Consider the following 13,373-nt stretch of genomic DNA (forward strand, 5'->3'; position numbering starts at 1 on the left):
GCCTTGGGCGCCGCCGTGACCGTGCGCACCCGGCCCGCGGTCACGCCGGCCGACGGCCAGCGCGGCGCCAGCGCGGTCACCGCGCCCGGCAGCCCGAGCGTGTCCAGCGCGTCCGATACGGCACAGCTGTCGAGCTCGCGCAGCGCCGCGACGATCGGATCCGTCATCGGGCGTTCCGCTCCCAGGTGAGGAAGCCCATCGCATTGCCCGTGCCGGCCTCGGTGCGGTAGCACGGCTCGTAGTCGACGTTCGTGACGCCGAGGCCGACCTCGTCGGCGATCCCGGCGACCGCGATCCAGTTGCGCAGCTCGGACGCGCCCGACATCATCTCGCCCGCGGGGACCGACGAGAGGTACTCGGCGTCGTGGTCCTTCATCGCCTGGATGAAGGCGGAGTCGAGCTTCTCGTCGATCACGAAGTGGCTGAGGCCGCCGGAGGCGACGACGCCGACGCGCAGGTCGCCGGGGAAGGACTGGATCGCCCGTCCCACCGCACGGCCGAAGTCGTAGCAGCGCTTGGCGCTCGGCGGGTTCGGCTCCCAGAACGTGTTGATGAAGATCGGCACCATCGGGATCATCGAGTCCTGGCCGAGGAAGCGCTGGTAGATAAATCCGAAGCCGTGCGGGATCGTGTGGTTCTCGTAGCGGCCGGCCGGGATGACCTCGGTCGCGCCGGTGTCGAAGTCGTCCGCCTGGGTGGACTGGATGATGTGCTTGCCGAGCGCGCGGTGGGTGGGCCGCATGACCGTGCGGTCCGGCACGTCGCCCATCGCGGCCTCGGCGAGGCCGGGCGCCATCTCGTCCAGCTGCGCCTGGGTGAACGGCACATGCGCGACCTCGTCGCCCCAGAACACCGAGAACGGCGCGAGCCACTCGTCGCCGTAGGTCTCCTTGTGGTCGCTCGAGATGATGACGAGCACGTCCACGTGCTGCTCCTCGATGAAGCGGGAGAGCGAGTCCATCGACGCCTGGCAGCTGTCCCAGCGGCGCTGCATGACGTCGTGCGTGATCTCGGCGGAGAAGTCCTCGCGGAGGCCCTTGAGCTCCTCGAACGAGTACGTGCCGCCGCGGAACTTCAGGCCCTTGCTGCGGCGATCGGCGACCCCGCGGGTCTCCCAGGCCTCGGGCGGCGCGGCCTTGAGCTGCGGGCCGTGCGAGGTGCCGAATCCGGCGACGATCTCGGTCATGGTGGATCCTTTCTCGGAGTGCGGGCGCGGCCGTCAGAGACGGAAGAGGGCGCGCGCGTTGTTCTCGAGCACGTCGGCGCGACGGCTGTCGTCGAGCCACTCGATGTCGTCGATGAGCAGGTGGATGTCGTCGAACCAGCGTCCGGTCGCGGGGTCGATCTGCGATCCGGTGCCCGGCTTCTCGGATCCGAAGAGCACCCGGTCGGTGCCCACGGCTTTGAGCAGCAGTTCGAGGCTCTCCTGCGTGTAGAGGCAGGAGTCGAAGTGGAAGTTGCGCAGCTTGTCGAGGTACGAGACCCCGGTGCGCACGACGGAGGGAAGGAACCGGCCCATCTGGTACGGGATCGCTCCGCCGCCGTGCGCGACGACGACCTTGAGGTCGGGGAAGTCGGCGAACACGTTCGCCTGGATCATGCTCCAGACCGAGACCGTCTCCTCCTGGATGAAGTGCAGGCTGTACGGCTCGCGGGACGGGAACTTGCACCCCGCGGAGTGCAGCAGCATCGGAACGTCCAGTTCGCAGAGCGCCTCGTACAGGGGGTACCAGTAGCGCTCGCCCATCGCCGGCGGCACCTCGGTGCCCTCGAAGGGGTCTGAGTTGACCATCGCCCCGACGAAGCCGAGCTCGGTGACGGCGCGGCGCAGTTCGGGCAGCCACTGCTCGACGCTCAGGTACGGGCTCTGCGGGATCCCCGCGACGCCCTTGAACCGGCCGGGGAAGAGCTCGGTCGCGCGGTGGATGAGGTTGTTGGTCTCGGCCGTGAACCACTCGACGATCTTCGTCGGGCGCTCCGAGTGCATCGCGTGGAACGGGCGCGGCGAGAGCAGCTGCAGGTCGATCCCGGCGCCGTCGAGGTGGTCGAGGTGCGAGATGTTCCCGAAGCTCGGGTGCGGCGCGTTGTAGGAGGCCGCGAGCGCCTCGTCGCTGATGACCGGGGGCTTGCCGCCGTGCGAGCCCCGCGCGGCGAGCAGCGAGGCCTTCCACGCGTAGTACGCGTCCGGGGCGGACATGTGGCCGTGGACATCGATGATCACGGGGGCTCCTTCTGAGTCTTCTGCGGTCCGGAGGGCCGGGGCTTCGTCGCTGTCTCGACGCTATGAGAGGCCGCATCAGGGCGGATCGGCGGCCTGCGGGAAACTCCCGCGGGTGGATCCGACACGGTGTCCGAATCGGATCCTCCCGAGGCGCCGCGGTTCGGGCTGCGGGGCCCCGGGGTCACTGCACGAGCACGCTCGCGGCCGCGCGGATGCGCTTCAGGAACGGCTCGGCCGGATCCGCGGCCGGGACGTCGCCGCCGCGGAGGATGACCGCGAGCGCGTCGTCGAGCACCATCGAGGGGTCGCCGGGCATCTCGGCCGCACGCCAGGCGACCTTGCGGTCGGGACGCACGAGCAGCGCGCCGTCGTCGCCGATCTCGCGCGCGGCGCGCCATGCCTCATCGGCGTCGTCGACTCCGACGACCGTGACCGGCAGGGCGCCGCCGATGAGGTCGATCGCCTCCTGCCAGCGCGCAGCGGCGGATGCCGAGGTGAGCAGGGTCAATCCCACCCGCGCGACGAGTTCGTGCGAGGACAGTGCAGAGCCGTCCTCGGCGGCGCGGCTTCCCAGCCAGACGTGCGGCAGGTGGTGCCCCGGACGCGTGGTGGCCTGGAAGTCCGTGGGATCCGACGGGTCCCCCGGCACCGGCGTGCCGTCGGGGACCAGCGCCCCCGCCGCGTAGTGGAACCCGGCCTCGACGCCCAGCTGGCTGTAGTCGTGCGCGTTGTGCGCGACCTCCGCCGCGACGCGGGCGCGCATCGTCTCCCCCTCCGGGGTGTCGCTCACGAACACCTCGAGGTTGCGGAATCCCTCCGCCTCGTCCTCGCCGAAGCCGAGGGCCGCCGCGATCGGGGGGTGCCGGTTCGCGTTCTCCAGGGAGTGCGCCGTGTACCAGGCCACGATCGGCCTGCGCTCGGCCTGATAGCTGTCCAGGAGCGCATCCGGCGCCTGGCCGTCGAGCACCGCGGCCAGCTTCCAGCAGAGGTTCTGCGCGTCCTGGATGCCGCTGTTCAGACCCAGTCCGCCGGTCGGCGGATGCTTGTGCGCGGCGTCGCCGGCGAGGAAGACGTGGCCGGTGCGGAAGCGCTTCGCGACCAGCCCGTTGTACGTCCAGCGGGTCATCGAGTGCATGGTGATCGCGTGGTCCTCGCCGAGGCCCAGCATGCGCCGGATCGAGTCGAACAGCGCGGCCTCGTCGTCCGGATCACCCTCCACCATCCAGCCGGCGACCGAGACCAGCCACTCCTCGGAGTCGCGGTCGTAGTGCGTGGGGCCGAGGGCCTGGATCGTGCCGCGTCGCCGCGCCCCGCCCGCGGGATGCAGGAAGTGGCCGAGCAGTGCATCCGGCTCCGACCAGGCCGACAGGTCGAGGCTGACGTGGTAGTTCACGACCTCGCGCATGTCCCGAGGCCCCTCCAGGTCGACGCCGAGCAGGGCCGCGCTGTCGCGTCCGCCGTCAGCGGCGATCACGTAGCGCGCACGCACCTCGCGGATCTCGTCCGTGACGACGTCGCGGATCACCACGGTTGCGGACTCCGCGTCCTGCCGGATGTCCACGACCTCCTGCTTCGCACGGATCCGGCCCGGCGCGGCGGCGACCGCATGCCGGTGGATGAGCGGGTCCAGCCGCAGCTGCGGCATGTTCGCGAACGCCCGCGGGCTCGAGGCACGGTACCGCTCCGCGTCGGGTCCGCCGCCCCACGCCGGGACCTCGCCGATCTTGAGCCCGTCGAAGCGGCCCGGCCCCGTCGCGGTCGTGTACCAGACCGCCTTGCGCCAGCGATCGTGGGTCGGGGTCGCCGCGTAGATGTCCTCCGCGACGCCCATGTCGTGGAACGCCTCCATGGTGCGCGGGTTGAGCAGGTGCGCGCGGGGGAACCGGAACACGAAGTCGCGGCGCTCGAGGAGCAGCACGTCGATCCCGCGCTGGGCGAGCAGGATCGCGCAGCTCATGCCGACCGGACCGCCGCCCATGATGACGACCTCGACGGCCTCTGGCCACTCGTCCTCGCCGAGGGGCGGCAGGGCGGCGCGGGGGCTCTTCACGGATGCGGTCACGGATTCCTCCTCGAATGCGGGAATCCCAGGCTAGGGAGGCGCCGGAACGGGAGGATACGTGCCGAGAGCGCGAAAGTCGGCCGCCGATTCCGACACGATGTCGCAACCGCCACGGGCCCCCTGGGACGACGAAGGAGGACGTACCGTCCCCCTCGGAGCAGCACGCCCTCTTCCGCCCGCGGGCCGGATCTCAGCCCGAGATCGTGGGAACGGTCACCCACTGCCAGTAGGTGAACTCGTCCAGGTTCCAGTGGCCGCCGTGGCGGCCGCCGTTGCCGGAGGCGCCGATGCCGCCCATCGGGATGTGTGCGGCGTCGTAGATCGTCTGCCCGTTGACGGCCACCATGCCGGCACGGAGCCGTGCGGCGAAGCCGAGCGCGCGGGCCACGTCGTGTGTGTGGATCGCCGCCGTGAGGCCGTAGTCGCTCGCGTTGGCCAGCGCGAGCGCCTCCTCTTCGGTGCGGAACCGGGTGACGGGCGCGACGGGGCCGAAGATCTCCGAGCGGAACGCGGGGTTGCCCTCGTCGACGCCGTCCAGCACGGTCGGCGCGTAGAACAGTCCGTCGTGCGCGCCGCCGTGCACGACGCGTGCGCCGTCCGCGACCGCGGCCTGGACGATGCCGTGCACGCGCTCGGTCTGCGCCGCGGTGATGAGGGGGCCGAGTGTCGTGCCGGGGGCGAGCGGATCCCCTGGCACCAGCGCCGCGGCGGCGACGCGCAGGCGCTCGACGTACTGGTCGGCGATGCTCTCGTGCACGAGATGGCGCCCGGTGGCCATGCAGATCTGTCCCTGATGCCGGAAGGATCCGGCGACACCCGCGGCGACCGCCTGATCCAGATCCGCATCGGCCATCACGATGAGGGCGTTGTTGCCGCCGAGCTCGAGCACCACGCGCTTGAGCAGGCCGCCTGCGATCTCGCCCACCTTGCGCCCCGCGGCCGACGAACCGGTGAAGGAGATGACGTTCGTGTGCGGCGAGCGCACTACGGCCTCGCCGGTCGCGGGGCCGCCGGGGAGCACGTGCAGCACGCCGTCCGGGAGCCCCGCACGGCGGAACACCTCGGCGATCGCCGCGCCTCCGGAGAACGCCGTCTTGACGTCGGGCTTGAGCAGCACCGCGTTCCCGAGCGCGATCGCCGGCGCGACCGAGCGGATCGCGAGCATGAGCGGGGCGTTCCAGGGAGAGATCACGCCGACGACGCCGACGGGGATCCGCCGCGCCATCCCGATCGTCCCCGGGTCCTCCACGGGCAGCAGGTCGCCCTGGGACATCGTCACGAGGCCCGCCGCGGCCACGAGTTCGTCGATGGCCTTGTCGACCTCATGGCGGGCCTTGCCCGGCAGGGATCCGCTCTCCCGGATCAGGACGTGCTCGACGTCCGCGCGGATCTCGCGCAGCGCGGCGGCCGCGCCCATGAGCACGTCGGATCTGGYCCGGTACGACGTGCGACCCCATGCGCTCTGCGCCGCGACGGCGCTCGCGCCCGCGCGCTCGACATCGGACTCGTCCGCGAGTCCTGCCTGAGCCACGACGCCGCCGTCGCCGGGCGACACGATCGGCTGGACGCCGCCGGCCCCCTCGCGCCATCCGTCCGAGAAGATCAGCCCGTCGATGTCCTCGATGTCCCACCGCGTCATCGCCGTCTCCGTCCTCCTCGTCGAGTGCTGCCAGGGCGATGCTATTCGACGTCCGCATCCGGCCTCCCCGTCGCGGCGGCGCAAGGCCGGGCGCTGTCCTCAGACACCGTGTCGTGGTGCGCGGCGTCGGAGCGCGAGCTCTGCAGTGAGCACGAGCACACAGGATCTGCTAAGCTTGGAGATTCCGCGCCTGGACTGCCGACGTCTCTTCGGCACCGCGCGAACCCCCTCGGCCGGAGCACATGCCCGCGAACCGCATCGATGCGCGTCCGCGCGCCCGGCGAGATCCTTCCGGCGGTCGACACCGCCCTCGAACATCTGAGCATCATCATGAACATCACCTGGAAACAGGCCGACCACGACGTGTACGTGGCGACCCGAGACGGCGAGTACGCCGGTTTCGTGGCCGTCGACGGCGCGTCCCACGTCCTGCACGATCGACACAGCCGCCGCCTCGGCAGCTACCCGTCCCTCTCCGCCGCGCGCCGCGCGCTGGAGTCCTTCGGCGCGTCCGCGCCCGCGTCCGCCGCGCCCGGAACCGCCGCACCGCATCGCCCGCGTCGTCCCGCCCGGAACCGGCGGCGCACCTCCCCCGCTCGGGGCCGCTGACCACTGACGACTGACGGCTCGTGAGCGACCCCCACGAGCCGCCGACAAAGACGAAGAGGGACGAGCGCCGAAGCGCTCGTCCCTCTTCGTCTTTGGGATCCGGATCAGGTCAGGCCGCGCCCGCCGCGATGTCCGGCGTGGTCGGGATCGTGCCGACGGTGTTCACGCCGACCGAGACCTTCTCGCCGCGCGGACCCGTCGTGAAGACGAACTTCCCGTCCTGAGCGTCCACGTGCACGTGGTCGCCGGGGGTCAGCTCGCCGTGCAGGATCTTCTCGGACAGCTGGTCCTCGACCTCGCGCTGCATCGCACGACGCAGCGGACGGGCGCCCAGTGTCGGGTCGAAGCCGATGTCGATCAGGCGATCCTTGGCGGCGTCCGTCAGCTCCACGGTCATGTCGCGGTCGAGCAGGCGATCGCTCAGGCGCTTCACGAACAGGCCGACGATCTGACGCAGCTCGTCCTTGTTGAGCTGCGGGAACACGATGACGTCGTCGAGGCGGTTCAGGAACTCGGGCTTGAAGTTGCGCTTGAGCTCCTCGTCGACCTTGCCCTTCATCCGCTCGTACGAACTCTGGTCGTTGCCCTCGATCTGGAAGCCGACCGGACCACCGGCGATCGCCGACGAACCGAGGTTCGTGGTCATGATGATCACGGTGTTCTTGAAGTCGATGACGCGCCCCTGGCCGTCGGTGAGACGACCCTCCTCGAGGATCTGCAGCAGCGAGTTGAAGATGTCGGGGTGAGCCTTCTCGATCTCGTCGAACAGCACCACGGAGAACGGCTTGCGGCGCACCTTCTCGGTGAGCTGGCCACCCTCTTCGAAGCCGACGAACCCGGGAGGGGCTCCGAACAGCCGCGAGACGGTGTGCTTCTCGCCGAATTCGCTCATGTCGAGCGAGATCAGGGCGCCCTCGTCGTCGAACAGGAACTCGGCGAGCGCCTTGGCGAGCTCGGTCTTTCCGACGCCCGTGGGGCCGGCGAAGATGAACGAGCCCGAGGGGCGCTTCGGGTCCTTCAGACCCGCACGCTGACGGCGGATCGTCTTGGACAGGGCGGCGATCGCCTCCTCCTGGCCGATGACGCGCTGGTGCAGCGCCTTCTCCATGAAGACGAGGCGGCTGGACTCCTCCTCGGTGAGCTTGAACACCGGGATGCCCGTGGCCTGGGCCAGCACCTCGGCGATCAGGCCCTCATCGACGACCGCATTGGTCGCGACGTCGCCCGAGCGCCACTGCTTCTCCAGGCGCAGCCGCTCGGCGAGCAGCTCCTTCTCCTGGTCGCGCAGGGAGGCGGCCTTCTCGAAGTCCTGCTCCTCGGAGGCCAGCTCCTTCTCCTCGCGGACCTTGGCGATCTTGTCGTCGAACTCGCGCAGCTCGGGCGGGGAGGACAGGATCGACAGGCGCAGGCGCGCGCCGGCCTCATCGATCAGGTCGATCGCCTTGTCGGGCAGGAACCGGTCGGCCACGTAACGGTCGGCGAGGTTCGCCGCCGCGACGAGCGCGCCGTCGGTGATCTGCACCTTGTGGTGCGCCTCGTAGCGGTCGCGCAGACCCTTCAGGATGTTGATCGTGTGCGGCAGGTTCGGCTCGTTGACCTGGATCGGCTGGAACCGGCGCTCGAGCGCGGCGTCCTTCTCGAAGTGCTTGCGGTACTCGTCGAGCGTCGTGGCGCCGATCGTCTGCAGCTCGCCGCGGGCGAGCAGCGGCTTCAGGATGCTCGCCGCGTCGATCGCGCCCTCGGCGGCGCCCGCACCCACGAGGGTGTGGATCTCGTCGATGAAGACGATGATGTCGCCGCGGGTGCGGATCTCCTTGGTGACCTTCTTCAGGCGCTCCTCGAAGTCGCCGCGGTAGCGGGATCCGGCGATGAGGGATCCGAGGTCGAGCGAGTAGAGCTGCTTGTCCTTGAGCGTCTCCGGGACGTCGCCCTTCACGATCGCCTGGGCCAGGCCCTCGACGACGGCGGTCTTGCCGACGCCGGGCTCGCCGATCAGCACGGGGTTGTTCTTGGAGCGACGGGAGAGGATCTGCATGACCCGCTCGATCTCCTTCTCGCGCCCGATGACCGGGTCGAGCTTGCCGTCGCGCGCGGCCTGCGTGAGGTTGCGCCCGAACTGGTCGAGCACCTGCGATCCGCCCTGGGCCTGCTGCTGGCTGCTGTCGTGCGCGGCGCCGGAGACGGCGGCGGGCTCGCGCCCCGGGGATCCGGAGAGCATCTGGATGACCTGCTGGCGCACCTTGTTCAGGTCGGCGCCGAGCTTGACGAGCACCTGGGCGGCGACGCCCTCGCCCTCGCGGATGAGGCCGAGGAGGATGTGCTCGGTGCCGATGTAGTTGTGGCCGAGCTGCAGCGCTTCGCGCAGGCTCAGCTCGAGCACCTTCTTCGCGCGCGGCGTGAAGGGGATGTGGCCGGTCGGCTGCTGCTGACCCTGGCCGATGATGTCCTGCACCTGTTCGCGCACGGACTCGAGGGAGATGCCGAGCGACTCCAGCGCCTTCGCCGCTGCCCCCTCGCCCTCATGGATGAGGCCGAGGAGGATGTGCTCGGTGCCGATGTAGTTGTGGTTGAGCATCTTCGCCTCTTCTTGGGCGAGGACGACGACACGACGGGCTCGGTCGGTGAATCTCTCGAACATGTCACTCCTTCGTTGCCCGGTGGGGGCGGTGGCACAGTTCGTGCCGGATACATCGAGAGTAACGACCGGGCGAGGGGTGCAAGCCGTTGTTCGCCGTCGGCTGACCCGTGCGACGAAGCCTGACGCGGTGGCGCTGCACTCTGTCGGGCACGGGAGGCGCCCAAGAACCGAGGACGTCTGCAATTCCACAGGGGATTCCGCCCGGATCCGTCCTTCTAAATTGCCGTCGTCCTGTGACGTTGCCCGTCTTCTCCGCAGGATGCGGATCCCGCCCTTGACCTCACTTATCGATTTTCGTTATCTTAACGACCATCGATAACACCAGGATCGAAAGAGGGGGAACCATGACCGCGGTGACACGACCCGGAAGACAAGGACCGACGACCCGTTCCGAACGTGCGGACGCGACCGCAGTGCTGATCCTCGGCACGCTTGTTCTCGCCGCGGCCGTCACCTTCACGGTGCTGCGAGTTGCGCACACCTTCCGCCCCGAGGGGATCGCCTGGCTCCTGCCGATCGACCTGCAGCCGATCGACGCGACGGTCGGGTCGGGCAGCTCCGCCGTGCACGGCTACGCGACGCAGGCACTGGTCGTCGTCCAGGGCCTGAGCCCGGTAGGCATCGGGGCGATCGTGCTCTCGCACGTCGTGTGGGCAGCGGCCGCACTGCTCGTGATCGGCTCCTGCCTCTTCATCGCCTGGTCGTTCCTGCGCGGGCGATTCTTCGAACCGGGAACCGTGCGCGCCCTGGCGGTGATCAGCTGGTCGCTCGCGATCGGCGCCGGCGTCGTGCATCTTCTCGATTCGTTCGGACGCAACAGTGTCGTGGCGGCGCTGGATCCGGATCGCGGTCCCGTCTACGACACGTCCGACACGTGGTCGTGGCTGCCGGTCTTCGCCGTCGGCGTAGCGCTCGGCCTCATCACCACGGCCTTCCGCCGCGGCATGCGCCTGCAGAAGGAGACGGAGGGCCTCGTATGAGCGCGTCGAGAAAGAGTCACGGACAGGCGGGAGCCCGCCTCGGCGAGGGGTTCGTCCTCGGACTCATCGCGACCGGCGCCGTGAGCGTCGCGATCGCCGCCATCGTCGCTATCGTGCTGCGCGGCATCGACCTCTTCGGCGATGCGGTCGCCGTGCCCTTCCCTCTCCACGACGGGGGCTCGGTCGGCGCGTTGAAGGGCGCCCCCGCTGTGCTGTCGTCCAGCTACTCGGACGCCCTCGTGACGATCGGCGGCCTGCCCACAGGGGCGCGCTGGCTGCTCCTGCTCGAGGGCGCGCTGCCGGCGCTCGCGACGGTGGGCGTCTGCGCCGTCGCCTGGTGGCTCGGAGTCTCGCTGATCCGGGCGCGCCCGTTCCGGCGCTCGATGTCGGTCGCGATCGGCGTCGCAGCCTGCCTCGTCCTGGCAGGAGGCGTGCTCGGCCAGCTGGCAGGCGCCTTCGGGCGGGCGATCGCGGTCGGTCACCTCGCGGAGGCGGATCCGCGCGTGCACGATGTGCTCTGGGTCTTCCTCGCGCAGTTCGACCTCGCCCCGGTCGGATGGGGCTTCGCGCTCGCCCTCGTCGCGACCGCGTTCCAGCTCGGCACCGGCCTGCAGAAGGACGCGGAGGGGCTGGTGTGACTCCGGCGGCGCAGGACGAGGAGGACACCGGGATCCACTGCCGTCTCGATGAGCTGCTCGCCGCCCGCGGGATGACGTTGACACAGCTGAGCGAGCGGGTGGGCGTGAGCATCGTGAATCTCTCGGTGCTCAAGAACGACCGGGCGCGCGCGATCCGCTACTCGACTCTGCGGGCGATCTGCGAGGCGCTGCAGTGCGACGTCGGAGAGCTGCTCGTCCTCGCGCCTCGGGGTTGAGCGGAGCTCGGATCCGCCGGGCGACGACAGGACGATCGCACCTCTGCAGGCGATTCGTGTCGGATCCGTCCTTCAGAGTGGCAAACGTCCTCCGAACGTGCGCGCGTCAGGCCATAGGCGGTGCGGGTGGCGCGGCGGGCTGTGCCGGGGCGGCCGTGGCGCCGTCCACCGGCTGGATCACGACGGCGGTGCCGTAGGCGCACATCTCGCTGAAGCTGCCGAGGGAGCCGGAGTCGAAGCGCATCGCGATCACGGCGTTGGCTCCGCGCTGCACCGCCTCGGCCCACATCCGGTTCATGACCTCGTACCGGCTTTCGTACATGAGCTGCGTGAACTCGGGGATCTCGCCTCCGCCGAGGGCACGGAAGCCGGCGGTGAAGCCTTGCCCGAAGTTCGTGGAGCGCACCGTGAGGCCCATGACCTCACCGAGCACCTGGGTCACGCGATAGCCGGGAACGTCGTTCGTCGTCACCATGAACATGCGCTCATCGTCGCACGACGAACGAGTCGGCGCACCTGTCTCTGCGACTTGATCCGAGACCGGGCGCGTCGCCACTCCGCCCACCCCGGTTCAGGCGGCGGGGCGGAAGCGTGGGGGTGGTGGATCCACGTCGCCCCACATGTAGCGGAGGGGTAACCGCCCAGCCAGGACGGTCTGGTGCCCGTCCGCACTGTGGAGGATGAAGTCGCTCTTCCTTTCGCGGGTGATGGTCCATTGTCTGTGGTGGAGTTGCATGTGGTGGAAGCGGCAGAACAGGATGCCGCGGTCGATGTCGGTGTGGCCCTGGTCTCTGGCCCATTCGTCGATGTGGTGGGCTTCGCAGTACGAGGCGGGGCGGTCGCAGCCGGTCCATCGGCAGCCGCCGTCGCGGATGGCGAGGGCGATGCGTTGTTTCGGGGTGAAGAGCCGTGATTCGCGGCCGACGTCGAGCGGGTTCCCGCACGTGTCGACGGTGACCGGCACCACCCCGGTGTCGCAGATCCGTCGCTCCGCGACCGTCGCGGGGAGGGTGATGAGGCCGTCTTCGGTGATGGCGACCGGGGCTGGTGTGCCGTCTGCGGCAATGGTCTGGATGAGGCGGAKKCCGGCTTGYCGGGTGCCGAACACSGYGGTCGGRTCCGCGAGGGTGCCAGAGCGGATGAGGTCGAGGAGCAGGTCGTARGAGAGCTGGTCGTTSGTSCGSGGATCCGCGGACAGGTCGGCCGCGGATGTCTSCTCGGAGGGGTCGACGAATCGGGGTCCGCCGCGGCGGGGGCGGAGTGCGGCGTTGAAGATCGTGTCGAGGTAGGCGCCGCCTTCGTCGTCGAACGCGATCGATGCCCGGCGGATCCCGTCGGGGTCGAACCAGGTCCGGAACGCACGCTTCTCGTACCGGGCCAAGAACCGGGCCTCAGCCCCGTCAGGGTCGAGCAGGTCCCGCACCGTGCGGGCCGCAGCCGCGAGTTCTTCCACGGTCCGCCGTGACGCTTCGCCGACAAGCTGCACGGCTGCGTGCGCCCACGCATCCCCGGCGCCTTCGGACGGATTGCCGAGCCCGCGGCGAATCGCGTCGAACTGTGCCGACGTGATCGTCCCGGATCGCAACCCCTCCCGCAACACTTGCCGCCAATCGGACACGGGCGCGACTCCCGGCGCAGGATCATCGGACGAGCCGACACCAGCACCATCCGAGCCGACACCAGCACCATCCGAGCCGACACCAGCACCATCCGACCCGACACCAGCACCCGCATCACCCACCACGGCATCGTCGAGGAGTGCTTCCCCGACCCGCACCTGCCGGGCGGCTTCGCCCTTCGTCATCCCGCCGAGCTCCTGGATCAGCGACGCCGCGGTCCGGTGCCCGCGCGACTGCGCCAACCCGGCATGCCCGGCGTCCCGGGTGGAGCGGCGGGCGATCACTCCCGCGCAGATCACCTGCACCTGCTCCACCAGCCGGCCGACCTCACCCGCCTCGCGAAGCACCGCCACCGCCCCGGCATCGTCCAGGCTCTCCACGACCGCTTGCACGTCCGACGCGCCCGCACCCGCACTGACCCGCCCGGCCAGGGCCGGGATCAGTGCAGCGATCGCATCCCACGTCTTCATACCCCCATCCTCCCCGCCACCACCGACATTCGAACCCCAGATCAACCCCCATAACCAAACAGGGGACAACTCGCCAGAAGACCAGATTGTGGAGGACGATCGACAAGCCCCGAACGCGCTGGTCCACGCCCCTCCCCAGGTCATTCCCGGAGTCCGCACAGGTGCCCGACGGAGGATCGACAAGGCCCTCGACGAGGACATGTCCGCACAGTAAGCCGCTGCCCCGACCAGCACCGAACCCGTCCACAGCCAATCCCCCAG

Annotated in this window: 11 protein-coding genes; 4 read left to right on the top strand and 7 right to left on the bottom strand. The window is 69.9% G+C overall.

Annotated elements, in window-relative coordinates; translation table 11 throughout:
* Positions 1-163 precede the first annotated feature (163 nt).
* The 4 genes from AC1DG4_RS06745 to AC1DG4_RS06760 all read right to left on the bottom strand — a co-directional run bounded on the left by AC1DG4_RS06745 (position 164) and on the right by AC1DG4_RS06760 (position 5,922).
* Complete coding sequence (locus AC1DG4_RS06745; protein WP_477375989.1) at positions 164-1,186, bottom strand: DODA-type extradiol aromatic ring-opening family dioxygenase; 1,023 nt, start codon at positions 1,184-1,186, stop codon at positions 164-166.
* A 33-nt stretch (positions 1,187-1,219) separates the two neighbouring features.
* On the bottom strand, positions 1,220-2,221 hold the full coding sequence (locus AC1DG4_RS06750; protein WP_477375988.1) for an amidohydrolase family protein: 1,002 nt from the start codon (positions 2,219-2,221) through the stop codon (positions 1,220-1,222).
* 181 nt (positions 2,222-2,402) lie between these two features.
* Entirely contained in the window at positions 2,403-4,283 is a 1,881-nt protein-coding gene (locus tag AC1DG4_RS06755) for an FAD-dependent monooxygenase (RefSeq protein WP_477375986.1), read from the bottom strand.
* Between the two features lie 190 nt (positions 4,284-4,473).
* Positions 4,474-5,922 (bottom strand): aldehyde dehydrogenase family protein, encoded by a 1,449-nt coding sequence (locus tag AC1DG4_RS06760; RefSeq protein WP_477421140.1) that lies wholly within the window; start codon positions 5,920-5,922, stop codon positions 4,474-4,476.
* Positions 5,923-6,252: 330 nt separating this feature from the next.
* On the opposite strand from AC1DG4_RS06760, the gene AC1DG4_RS06765 reads away from it, so the two are divergent.
* On the top strand, positions 6,253-6,531 hold the full coding sequence (locus AC1DG4_RS06765) for a hypothetical protein (RefSeq protein ID WP_477375982.1): 279 nt from the start codon (positions 6,253-6,255) through the stop codon (positions 6,529-6,531).
* 109 nt (positions 6,532-6,640) lie between these two features.
* On the opposite strand, the gene AC1DG4_RS06770 is transcribed toward AC1DG4_RS06765, so the two are convergent.
* Positions 6,641-9,169 carry an ATP-dependent Clp protease ATP-binding subunit gene (locus AC1DG4_RS06770; protein ID WP_477375980.1) on the bottom strand — a complete coding sequence of 843 codons (2,529 nt, stop codon included), beginning with the start codon at positions 9,167-9,169 and terminating at the stop codon, positions 6,641-6,643.
* A gap of 344 nt (positions 9,170-9,513) precedes the next feature.
* Between AC1DG4_RS06770 and AC1DG4_RS06775 the strand changes: the two genes are divergently transcribed.
* The 3 genes from AC1DG4_RS06775 to AC1DG4_RS06785 are packed head-to-tail and all read left to right on the top strand — an operon-like array spanning position 9,514 to position 11,023.
* Positions 9,514-10,149: a hypothetical protein gene (locus tag AC1DG4_RS06775; RefSeq protein ID WP_477375978.1), complete on the top strand. Its 636-nt coding sequence runs from the start codon at positions 9,514-9,516 to the stop codon at positions 10,147-10,149.
* Positions 10,146-10,787: a hypothetical protein gene (locus AC1DG4_RS06780; RefSeq protein WP_477375976.1), complete on the top strand. Its 642-nt coding sequence runs from the start codon at positions 10,146-10,148 to the stop codon at positions 10,785-10,787. Before AC1DG4_RS06775 ends, AC1DG4_RS06780 begins: the two co-directional genes overlap by 4 nt.
* Positions 10,784-11,023 (top strand): helix-turn-helix domain-containing protein, encoded by a 240-nt coding sequence (locus AC1DG4_RS06785; protein ID WP_477375975.1) that lies wholly within the window; start codon positions 10,784-10,786, stop codon positions 11,021-11,023. The genes AC1DG4_RS06780 and AC1DG4_RS06785 overlap by 4 nt, the downstream gene beginning before the upstream one ends.
* A gap of 106 nt (positions 11,024-11,129) precedes the next feature.
* Here AC1DG4_RS06785 and AC1DG4_RS06790 read toward each other — a convergent pair whose 3' ends face one another.
* Positions 11,130-11,504 (bottom strand): YbjQ family protein, encoded by a 375-nt coding sequence (locus AC1DG4_RS06790; RefSeq protein WP_477375973.1) that lies wholly within the window; start codon positions 11,502-11,504, stop codon positions 11,130-11,132.
* Between the two features lie 90 nt (positions 11,505-11,594).
* Positions 11,595-13,112 (bottom strand): DUF222 domain-containing protein, encoded by a 1,518-nt coding sequence (locus AC1DG4_RS06795; protein ID WP_477421141.1) that lies wholly within the window; start codon positions 13,110-13,112, stop codon positions 11,595-11,597.
* Positions 13,113-13,373: the final 261 nt, after the last annotated feature.

Source organism: Microbacterium sp. 05N427, from assembly GCF_056397105.1.

Coding starts and splice junctions, on each gene's coding strand:
- AC1DG4_RS06745 (WP_477375989.1), bottom strand. CDS start 1,186: ATGACCGAGATCGTCGCCGGATTCGGCACCTCGCACGGCCCGCAGCTC.
- AC1DG4_RS06765 (WP_477375982.1), top strand. CDS start 6,253: ATGAACATCACCTGGAAACAGGCCGACCACGACGTGTACGTGGCGACC.
- AC1DG4_RS06770 (WP_477375980.1), bottom strand. CDS start 9,169: ATGTTCGAGAGATTCACCGACCGAGCCCGTCGTGTCGTCGTCCTCGCC.
- AC1DG4_RS06775 (WP_477375978.1), top strand. CDS start 9,514: ATGACCGCGGTGACACGACCCGGAAGACAAGGACCGACGACCCGTTCC.
- AC1DG4_RS06780 (WP_477375976.1), top strand. CDS start 10,146: ATGAGCGCGTCGAGAAAGAGTCACGGACAGGCGGGAGCCCGCCTCGGC.
- AC1DG4_RS06790 (WP_477375973.1), bottom strand. CDS start 11,504: ATGTTCATGGTGACGACGAACGACGTTCCCGGCTATCGCGTGACCCAG.